The organism is Mesobacillus sp., assembly GCF_047739415.1.
Lineage (GTDB): Bacteria > Bacillota > Bacilli > Bacillales > Cytobacillaceae > Mesobacillus.
On record NZ_JBIQOE010000013.1, the window covers coordinates 1 to 9,327 of the forward strand.

General features: G+C 41.3%; 10 protein-coding genes and 1 pseudogene. 8 read left to right on the forward strand and 3 right to left on the reverse strand.

Annotated features, from left to right (window positions below; translation table 11 throughout):
* Window positions 1-171 precede the first annotated feature (171 nt).
* A complete protein-coding gene (locus ACH0QE_RS01050) occupies window positions 172-354 on the reverse strand; it encodes a hypothetical protein (protein WP_415798894.1) in 183 nt (60 codons plus the stop codon).
* Window positions 355-1,046: 692 nt separating this feature from the next.
* Here ACH0QE_RS01050 and ACH0QE_RS01055 point away from each other — a divergent pair.
* The 5 genes and pseudogenes from ACH0QE_RS01055 to ACH0QE_RS01075 all read left to right on the forward strand — a co-directional run bounded on the left by ACH0QE_RS01055 (window position 1,047) and on the right by ACH0QE_RS01075 (window position 5,258).
* Window positions 1,047-2,480, forward strand: a complete 1,434-nt coding sequence (locus ACH0QE_RS01055) for a glycoside hydrolase family 1 protein (RefSeq protein ID WP_415798895.1) — start codon at window positions 1,047-1,049, stop codon at window positions 2,478-2,480.
* 132 nt (window positions 2,481-2,612) lie between these two features.
* The gene (locus ACH0QE_RS01060) at window positions 2,613-3,164 is read left to right on the forward strand and encodes a GNAT family N-acetyltransferase (RefSeq protein WP_415798896.1); all 552 of its coding nucleotides are present in this window, start codon (window positions 2,613-2,615) and stop codon (window positions 3,162-3,164) included.
* A gap of 18 nt (window positions 3,165-3,182) precedes the next feature.
* Window positions 3,183-3,713: a GNAT family N-acetyltransferase gene (locus ACH0QE_RS01065; protein ID WP_415798897.1), complete on the forward strand. Its 531-nt coding sequence runs from the start codon at window positions 3,183-3,185 to the stop codon at window positions 3,711-3,713.
* Window positions 3,714-3,731: 18 nt separating this feature from the next.
* On the forward strand, window positions 3,732-4,670 hold the full coding sequence (locus tag ACH0QE_RS01070) for a GNAT family N-acetyltransferase (RefSeq protein ID WP_415798898.1): 939 nt from the start codon (window positions 3,732-3,734) through the stop codon (window positions 4,668-4,670).
* Between the two features lie 44 nt (window positions 4,671-4,714).
* A pseudogene (locus tag ACH0QE_RS01075) lies at window positions 4,715-5,258 on the forward strand (GNAT family N-acetyltransferase).
* Window positions 5,259-5,289: 31 nt separating this feature from the next.
* Here the strand turns inward: ACH0QE_RS01075 and ACH0QE_RS01080 are convergent.
* Window positions 5,290-6,075: an SDR family oxidoreductase gene (locus tag ACH0QE_RS01080; protein ID WP_415798903.1), complete on the reverse strand. Its 786-nt coding sequence runs from the start codon at window positions 6,073-6,075 to the stop codon at window positions 5,290-5,292.
* A gap of 217 nt (window positions 6,076-6,292) precedes the next feature.
* Here ACH0QE_RS01080 and ACH0QE_RS01085 point away from each other — a divergent pair, with 217 nt between their 5' ends.
* Window positions 6,293-7,003 (forward strand): DUF4230 domain-containing protein, encoded by a 711-nt coding sequence (locus ACH0QE_RS01085; RefSeq protein ID WP_415798899.1) that lies wholly within the window; start codon window positions 6,293-6,295, stop codon window positions 7,001-7,003.
* A 157-nt stretch (window positions 7,004-7,160) separates the two neighbouring features.
* Here ACH0QE_RS01085 and ACH0QE_RS01090 read toward each other — a convergent pair whose 3' ends face one another.
* The gene (locus ACH0QE_RS01090; protein ID WP_415798900.1) at window positions 7,161-7,379 is read right to left on the reverse strand and encodes a hypothetical protein; all 219 of its coding nucleotides are present in this window, start codon (window positions 7,377-7,379) and stop codon (window positions 7,161-7,163) included.
* A 99-nt stretch (window positions 7,380-7,478) separates the two neighbouring features.
* Here ACH0QE_RS01090 and ACH0QE_RS01095 point away from each other — a divergent pair, with 99 nt between their 5' ends.
* Entirely contained in the window at window positions 7,479-8,348 is an 870-nt protein-coding gene (locus ACH0QE_RS01095) for a formate/nitrite transporter family protein (RefSeq protein WP_415798901.1), read from the forward strand.
* The coding region (locus ACH0QE_RS01100; protein WP_415798902.1) for a 2Fe-2S iron-sulfur cluster-binding protein at window positions 8,341-9,327 on the forward strand (987 nt) is incomplete at its 3' end. The genes ACH0QE_RS01095 and ACH0QE_RS01100, both read left to right, overlap by 8 nt.

Consider the following 9,327-nt stretch of genomic DNA (forward strand, 5'->3'; position numbering starts at 1 on the left):
CATTTTGTGATTCTCTTTTCGGTTTGAACATCCAATCCACCATCCTAGGTATTATTAGTTATATTATAACAAATTAACGCGGTGAATTGATGAAGTTAAATGATAAAAATAAAGGCTGTCGAGAGTTTCTCGACAGCCTGAATGGAGAACCCACGTGGTTCTCCATTCTTATTATCTTTTTTTCTTTTTGGCAGGGTCGGCTGCAGCACCAGGTTTTGCTTTCGCTTCCAACGCAACTTGAACATGGTACGTTTTCTCATCAATTTCCGTCACACTCGCAACCTTACCTTTACGACCCTTGATTCTTAGATCCTCCCCAACCTCGGGCACACGCTGAAGCAATTGATTCAGCATTTCATTTTTCTGCTCATAAAAATGGACAACAAACACTTCAATCACCTTTTTCTAGAGTATTGGCTTTCCTATCACTAAGATATTGACGGGATACTAGGTTTAGAACTGATTAATAGTAGGAATTTTAGTAGGGTTGATTTATTGTGGAACGGGGAAGAATTTTTAGTGAGGAATTAAGGAAGTGCGTAACGTAGTAATGGTGTAAAGCTCTGACAGGTCCAATGTGACAAAGCGAAAAGCTGTCAAGGAAAGGTCGGAATCGTGACAGGTTCACGACCACCACGCGAAAAGCTGTCAAGAAAAAGCCGGAATTGTGACAGGTTCACGGCCACTAAGCGAAAAGCTGTCAAGAAAAACCCGGAATCGTGACAGGTTCACGACCACCACGCGAAAAGCTGTCAAGAAAAAGCCGGAATTGTGACAGGGTCGGTGCCACGAGGCGAAAAGCTGTCAAGAAAAACCCGGAATTGTGACAGGTTCACGACCACCACGCGAAAAGCTTTCAATAAAAGACCAGAATAGTGACAGGGTCGGCGCCTCCAGCTAAAAAGCTGTCAAGAAAAAGCCGAAATCGTGACAGGTTCACGGCCACTAAGCGAAAGGCTGTCAAAATTAAGCCAGCTCGTTTGGTCTAGAATATTCCAGTGGAAGTGAATAACCTGCTACTTAAATTTAATATGGAGGTACTAACAATGAAAACATATAAATTCCCAGAAGGTTTTTTATGGGGAGGGGCTACGGCTGCCAACCAGATTGAAGGTGGATTTAACGAAGGGAACAAAGGCTTGAATGTGGCAGATGTTCTGCCAGGGGGAAAAGCCAGATACGATATTTTAACAAAACCTGGTTTCGACTTTGAAATCAAGCCAGTTCAATACTACCCGAATCATGAGGCGATTGATTTTTACCATCGTTATGAGGAGGATATTGCCTTATTTGCAGAAATGGGTTTCAAGGCTTTCAGGATGTCAATTGCCTGGACACGGATATTCCCGAATGGCGATGAACTGGAGCCTAATGAAGAGGGACTTGCTTTTTATGATCGGGTTTTGGATGAACTACATAAGTATGGGATTGAGCCGGTTGTGACTATTTCCCATTATGAAATGCCGCTTCATTTGGTGAAAGAGTACGGCGGCTGGCGTAACCGTAAAGTGGTTACTTTCTTTGAAAGGTATTCACGAACTATTTTAACCCGTTACAAAGACAGAGTTAAGTACTGGATGACGTTCAATGAGATCAATAGCGCGCTGGTTATGCCAATCAACGGTCTGGGATTTTCGATTGAAAAAGAAGAGGATCGATACCAGCCAACCTTTCAGGCATACCACCATCAACTAGTTGCAAGCGCAATAGCAGTTAAGGTCTGCCACGAAATCATTCCCAGCTCACAAATCGGTTGTATGATACTTTTCGCCCCTGTTTATCCATTTGACAGCAATCCGGAAAATGTCCTCCACTCCCTTAAAGAAGAGCAGATCTTCAATTATTTTTGCGGGGACGTGCAGGTACGGGGAGAGTATCCTTCCTTCATGAATCGATATTTTAACGAGCACAATATTCAATTGGAGATTGAGGAAGGTGACCTTGAGTTATTGAAGGCGGGCACCGTTGATTACGTTGGATTCAGCTACTATATGTCACGTACGGAGAAAAAGGAGAAGGCAGATGATGATACTTCAGAAGGAAATATCATTGGCGGTGTTCGGAATCCTTTCCTTGATGTAAGCGATTGGGGATGGGAAATCGACCCGGTTGGCTTACGTATCAGCCTGAACAAACTATATGATCGTTATCAGATTCCTCTATTTGTCGTCGAAAACGGCCTGGGGGCCTATGACAAACTAGAAGAAGACGGCAACGTTATTGATGACTATCGAATTGACTATCTGCGCGAGCATATTAAAGCCATGGGCGAAGCCATTGAAGATGGAGTCGACTTGATGGGCTATACTAGCTGGGGATGCATCGATATGGTCAGCATGTCAACGGGCGAGTTCTCGAAAAGATACGGTTATATCTATGTGGACAAGCATGATGATGGCAGCGGAACGTTAGAACGTAAGAAGAAAAAGTCATTCTTCTGGTATAAAGATGTGATAAAAACAAACGGGGAAAAGTTATAAAAGACTTTTAAAGGGCTGCCAGCTAGGTTGGTAGCCTTTTTTTATAGAAGAAAGTCCTTAGCAATAAAAGGAAAAATGAATCAATTGTCGAATAATATCTCGTTATACACTTATCATACAGGAGGAAAACTTATGTTTCTATATAAAATAGATGAACAATTATCATTAAAACTAACAGAGGTATCGGATGCGGATCTCCTGTTCGAACTGACTGAAAAGGCAAGAGATTATTTAAAGGAGTGGCTCCCCTGGCTGGATTTTACAACGGATGTTGAAGATACTAGAGAATTTCTAAAAGGCACAATGAAAGGTTACGCTGAAAATAAAAGCATGACGACCGTGATTTTATATGAGGGAGAAATAGTCGGAACTGCTGGCTTCAACAGTATTAACTGGTCAAACAAAACGGCATACATCGGTTATTGGCTCGGGCATGAATACCAGGGAAAAGGGATTATGACCAGAGTTGCCAGGGCCTTGACTGATTACGCTTTTAACCATTTGAAATTAAACAAAGTTGAAATCAGAGCTGCAGAGGAAAATACAAAGAGCAGAGGGATTCCTGAAAGACTAGGCTATGTAAAAGAAGGCAGGATCCGCCAAGCAGAATGGTTATATGATCACTATGTAGATCACGTTGTTTATGGGATTTTAGCAGAGGAATGGAATAAAAATAAGAAATAACAATAAGTAGGGATTAACGTGGTATATCAATATGGCAGTTTAAAGGTTCGTAGATTAGCAGAAAAAGATAAGCACTTATTAGCAAAATGGCTTTCGACTCCGGAGGTTCTTGAATTTTATGAAGGCAGGGATAATTCCTTCGATGTAAAAAAAGTCGAATGGGTTTTTTACTCTTCAGATGACGATGAAGTTAAATGCATTATTGAGTATGAAGGCAACTCAATTGGCTATATTCAATATTATGAATTGGATGAGGCTACTAAAATAGAGTATGGATATGAGAGCGGAAAAATATTTGGTATTGACCAGTTTATCGGTGAAGTCGACTATTGGAATAGAGGCATTGGAACTTTACTGGTTACTTCAATGACGGAGTTTCTTTTTGAAAAATTAGAAGCCGATAAAGTTGTAATGGATCCGCAAGTACGGAATGAGCGAGCAATAAAATGCTACGAAAAGTGCGGCTTCAATAAAGTTAAACTGCTGCCTAAACACGAACTCCACGAAGGAGAACGCCGTGATTGTTGGTTGATTGAGTGTAGGAAATAAAAAAGAGGTGTTAGTTGAATGGACCTAAAAATAATCCCATTAACCTCCGATAACTTTTCTGAAAGTGTACTTGAAATTGGTTCAGAGTTACCTAACATAAATACCATTAAAACGCTTGAAAAAAAGGCTACTAGCGAAACGATTTTAAAAATTTTGGGAGTGATTACTCCGAACGGGAGATTAATTGGGTACGGTATGTATGTTACTGGACCTTGGGATCCCATACTTGAACCGGACTTCGCTGAGGTTTTTATCAAGGTGGATCCTGAATGGCGTAATCAGGGGATCGGGAGCTGGATATTTACTAAGATTGAGGGTATTGCCCATAATAACAAGTCCAAAGTTCTCCAAACTCAAATCCAGGATACAAAGGAGAAAGACCTGAATTGGGCTAAAAAGAAAGGCTTTGACGTAACCAGTCATGTATTCGAATCACAGTTAGACATTTCTCTGTTTAACAAGGATCAATATAGTTCTATTTTTAAAAAGCTAGAATCATCCGGAATTAGTTTTTCTACTTTAGATGATTACCCAAAGGATAAAGATATTCAAAATCTGTTTTGGGATTTTTGGTGGGAGCTTGTTACTGATGTTCCAGGCATGAAGGGAAAACCTCGTCCGGATAATGATAGAATGATAGCCTTGTTGAAAGATTTTGATAAGAAGGGCTTTATTTTGGCTGTTGATGGGGGTCAATGGATTGCTATGTCTATGATCGTAAAGGAAAATGAGGATGTCTACTATAATTCGATGACTGGAGTAGTTCAGAGAAACCGTAAAAAAGGGCTTGCCCAGGCGGTAAAAATAAAAGCAATAGAATATGCCTTGCAAAATAAAGTGAAATATATTCGAACCCATAACAATTCAAAAAATGCCCCAATGCTTTATGTTAATAGGAAGTTAGGTTATGAAGAAAAACCTGGAATTTACGGCTTAACAAAACGAATTGGAGATTAAACATTTTTGAAGAAGTACTTGATTCTTTTATTGGGGGAATTGGTATGATCTTTGATCAAATAAATAAAACAATTACTACTAAAAGGCTAATTCTGCGGATGTTTCAACAATCCGATGCGGCAGACGTTGCCAAGCTTTGTAATAACTATAATATCTATAAAAAATACTTTGTACCTGCCTTATCCCTACAGAATAGAAGATGCTTTATTATGGATGAAAAGCCATCTTGAAAATTATGAAACTGGTAAATCATACGAGTTCGCAGTTACAGATAAGGAAAGTGGAGAATTATTCGGCGCTATAGCCCTATCCAACAACCAGAGGTTCAATCATGGTGAAATAGCTTACTGGATTGGTGAAGAATACTGGGGAAGAGGATATGCAACAGAGGCAGCAGAAGCAACTTTACATTTTGCGTTCAGTCAAAAGAAATACCATAAAGTATTTGCTCGCTGCTTTCATTCCAACCCAGCATCCGGGCGTGTGTTGGAAAAGTTAGGAATGAGAGAAGAAGGTATTTTAATTGACCATATCAGAAAAGAAAACCGCTATGAAAATTTAGTGCACTATGGGATTATTATCACGTAAAAAAGCTCAGACAAGCTCTGAGCTTTTTCCTTTATAAAAGCGATTCCGCTCCATCTATATAGACTTCTGTGCCGGTAATATGCGAAGAGAGGTCGGAAGCGAGAAAGAGTACGAGGTCTGCTACTTGTTCTGGCTTTCCAGCGTGTTCTTCCAATGGCTGATTGCCCTCAGGATATTTAACTGGGATTTTGATTTTTTCGAGGTCTTCCTCTTGCGGGAAGGTGTTTTTCCCTATGTTAGTTTCAATAGCACCCGGGCAAATGATATTGACCCTTATTTTATATCGCGCAAGTTCCAGGGCTGCCATTTTACCGAAGCCTGTTTGACCGATTTTGGAAGTACTGTAGGCAGACATCCCGAAATTCTTATAAATCCTGTTTCCATTTATTGAGCTCGTGATGATGATGCTGCCGCCGTGCTTCTTCATATGCGGGATTGCATATTTTACGGTAAGGAAGGTTCCTTTGAGGTTCGTGTTGATCGTTTCGTCCCAATCCTCTGAAGCAAGGTCTTCAATTGGCGCAATGACACCATTGATGCCTGCGTTGGCAAAGACAATATCAACTTTCCCCCAGGCATCCACAACATTTTGATAGCTTCGTTCCATTTCTTCTGGGTTAGCGATATCACATTCAACGATCAGCGCGCTCCCGCCGGCCTCTTCAATAGACTCCTTAACATCCCTGGCATTCTCTTCTTTCACATCGATTAAGGCAACTTTTGCACCCTCCTGGGCCAGTTTAATAGCTGCGGCTCTTCCGATTCCGGAGCTGGCACCTGTTATAAACGCGACTTTCCCATCTAATTGACTCAAAATAGATGCCTCCTTCTTGGTGATACGAATATTTTTAACTATGCCCCATTTTTTGAAAAATAAAACTGTATAAACCAGCAAACTATCATTCTATGAAACTTTTGCCATTCTTGTTCGTAATAAAAAAGAATCCTCCTTATATTGGAGGATTTTTCATCATCTGGATTTGTCGATTAAAAGGGTAATTTGTAATTTTTCGGTATTAAAGGAGGTTAATTAAATGGACAAGCAGGAGAAAGTCCTTTCAAAGGTAGATGAACTTTTAACTGAATTAAGGGCGGGAAGAGAGGAGAGCTCAGCTTCCCTGGCTGCACATCCAGTGAGTTCATCAAAGCTTACTACACTTAGCAGAATGCTAATAATTTTACTATTCATAGCTTCAGTCATAGGTGCTGGATTTTGGTATGTTTCGGGGAACACGGGCAGGGCTGAGTCGACTGTATTCATTGAACAAGTTCACGGATTGGCAACATTGGCCACGGCAGAGGCACATGTGAAGGTTATCCTTGAGCAGGAGGATAATGAAATATTCGGAGGAAAAATCAGTTTTAATATACCCGGGACAAAACGGGAACTTCTGTTGATTGTACCCGCTACGGTTATTGCTGGAGTTGATTTGCAGGCTATAGAACAAAAAGATATGAAGGTTGATGAGGAGCGAAAAGTCATAGAACTAGTTTTGCCTAAAGCATCTTTCCTTCAAGAGCCTTCTATCAAAATGGACCAGGTGAGGACATTTTCAGATGAGGGACTTTTCCGTGGGGAAATTGAGTGGAATGAAGGCTTTGATTTGGCAGCTGAAGCCCAGGGACAAATCAAACAAGAAGCATTGGATTCCGGGATCTTGCAAAAAGCTGAAGAAAATGCTGAAACAGTATTGAAGGAATTCTTTGGTCAAATGGGGTACAATGTCGTTATCGGGAAATCATAATAATGTTATGTAAACAAACCTGTCGGTACTTATCTTTAAACTATAATCCTTAAAGTATTAAACTGCCATATTATGAAAGCCTCTTGTTCGGTTTACGGCAGAATCCCTTAAATAAAAAAGCACATCCCTAAATAATAGCGGATGTGCTTTTTAGTTTTCAAGGCATTAAAAATATATCATGATAAGGCGGGCTGTCGAGTTTAGACTGTTTTAAATATCCTTCATCCACTAATTCCTCTAGTCCTTTTTGGACATCCTCTGGTTTCACATCGAAAATATCAGCAATCTTCACGGTTGAAATCGTCATGTATTTTGGTCTTTTTGTTGATGACTGGATCATCGACTGGACTCGATGCAGCAATTGATTTTTATCCATGAATTTTACTCCTCTTTTTAGAATTATTGCCATGATGCTAAATAATTTTCCCAGTTATGTAAATATTATTTAGGGAAATAAAAGGAGTTGAAATAATCCGTGGCATATCATCCACCATATAAAATTGCTCAGTTGACAGTTGAACATGGACAAAAGAAAGCAAATCTTCCTTTTTCAAGTGTGCTGGTGCTTGGATTTCTTGGAGGGGCGTTTATATCTCTTGGCTACTTACTTGATATCCGGGTCGTCGCCAGTCTTCCCGATGAATGGGGAACACTTAGTTCATTGATTGGAGCGGCCGTTTTCCCTGTAGGACTTATCTTGATCATCATTGCTGGCGGAGAACTGTTAACAGGGAATATGATGGCTGTTTCGATGGCTTATTTATCAAAAAAGATATCCTTAGGGTTACTTTTAAAAAATTGGTTTTGGATTACCTTGTTTAATTTTATTGGAGCACTGTTTGTTGCCTACTTCTTCGGCCAGGTCGCAGAATTGACATCTTCTGGTCCTTATCTTGATAAAACCGTTGCATTTGCCGGCGGGAAGCTAGAGCATGGTTTCCTGTCATCGCTTGTTTCGGCAATCGGCTGTAATTGGCTTGTGGGACTGGCTGTCTGGCTCGCATATGGGGCTGAGGATATCGGCGGCAAGATTCTGGCAATCTGGTTTCCAATCATGGCGTTCGTCGCTATTGGTTTCCAGCACGTTGTCGCCAATATGTTCGTGATACCTGCTGCCATCTTCTCAGGCTATTACAGCTGGACTGATTTTTTTGAGAACTTCATTCCGGTATTCATCGGGAATGCAATTGGAGGAACTGTGTTTGTCTCCGTTTTTTACTGGATTGCCTATCACGGAAAAATGGATGCTGAAACCCAGAAGGAAACGAGGAAAAGGCCGAATCAGTCAGGTACGAACCGACATGGATTGGCGAGAGTTGGATTAAGGAGGCAGGGAAATGAGTGATTCAAAATTTACGATCCAAATAAACGGCAAGGAGTATAATGCCGCAAAGGGGCAGAAAATTTTAGAAGTTGCAAGAGCTGAAGATGTCTTCATCCCAGGTGTCTGTTACCATCCAGATTTGGGGACCATCCAGACTTGCGATACTTGCTATGTCATGGTGGATGGACAATTGACTAGATCCTGCACGCTGAAAGCCGAGCCGGGGATGAGAGTCGATACTATGTCAGATGAGGTAAAGGCTGCCCAGTATGAGGCGATGTCAAGAATCCTCAAAAATCATGAGCTCTACTGTACTGTTTGTGATAACAACAATGGAAATTGTACAATCCATAACACTGTAGAAGATATGGGACTCGCCCATCAGAAGTACGAATTTAAAGCAAAACCGTATCCGCCGGATAATTCGCATCCTTTTTACCGTTACGAGCCTGACCAATGCATCCTTTGCGGACGCTGCGTTGAGGCATGTCAGGACTTGCAGGTCAATGAAACGCTTACGATTGACTGGAGCAGGGAAGTTCCGCGGGTGATCTGGGATAATGACGTACCGATTGACCAATCCTCCTGTGTGTCCTGCGGGCATTGCGTGAATGTATGCCCTTGTAACGCACTGATGGAAAAATCAATGCTTAGGAATGCGGGATTCCTGACTGGGATCGCCCCGAACATACTTGCTCCGATGATTGATATGACAAAAGAGGTGGAACCGGGTTATCGTGAAATTTTTGCAGTATCCGAAGTGGAAGCGGCGATGCGGAAGGCCCGTATTAAACGAACCAAGACGGTTTGTACATACTGCGGAGTCGGCTGCAGTTTTGAAGTCTGGACAAAGGACCGGGAAATCCTGAAAATCCAGACGAAAACAGAGGCACCGGTCAATGGTATTTCTACCTGTGTAAAAGGGAAATGGGGCTGGGATTTTGTTAACAGTGAAGAGCGCCTGACAAAACCGCTGATCCGTAAAGGGAATGAATTTGTC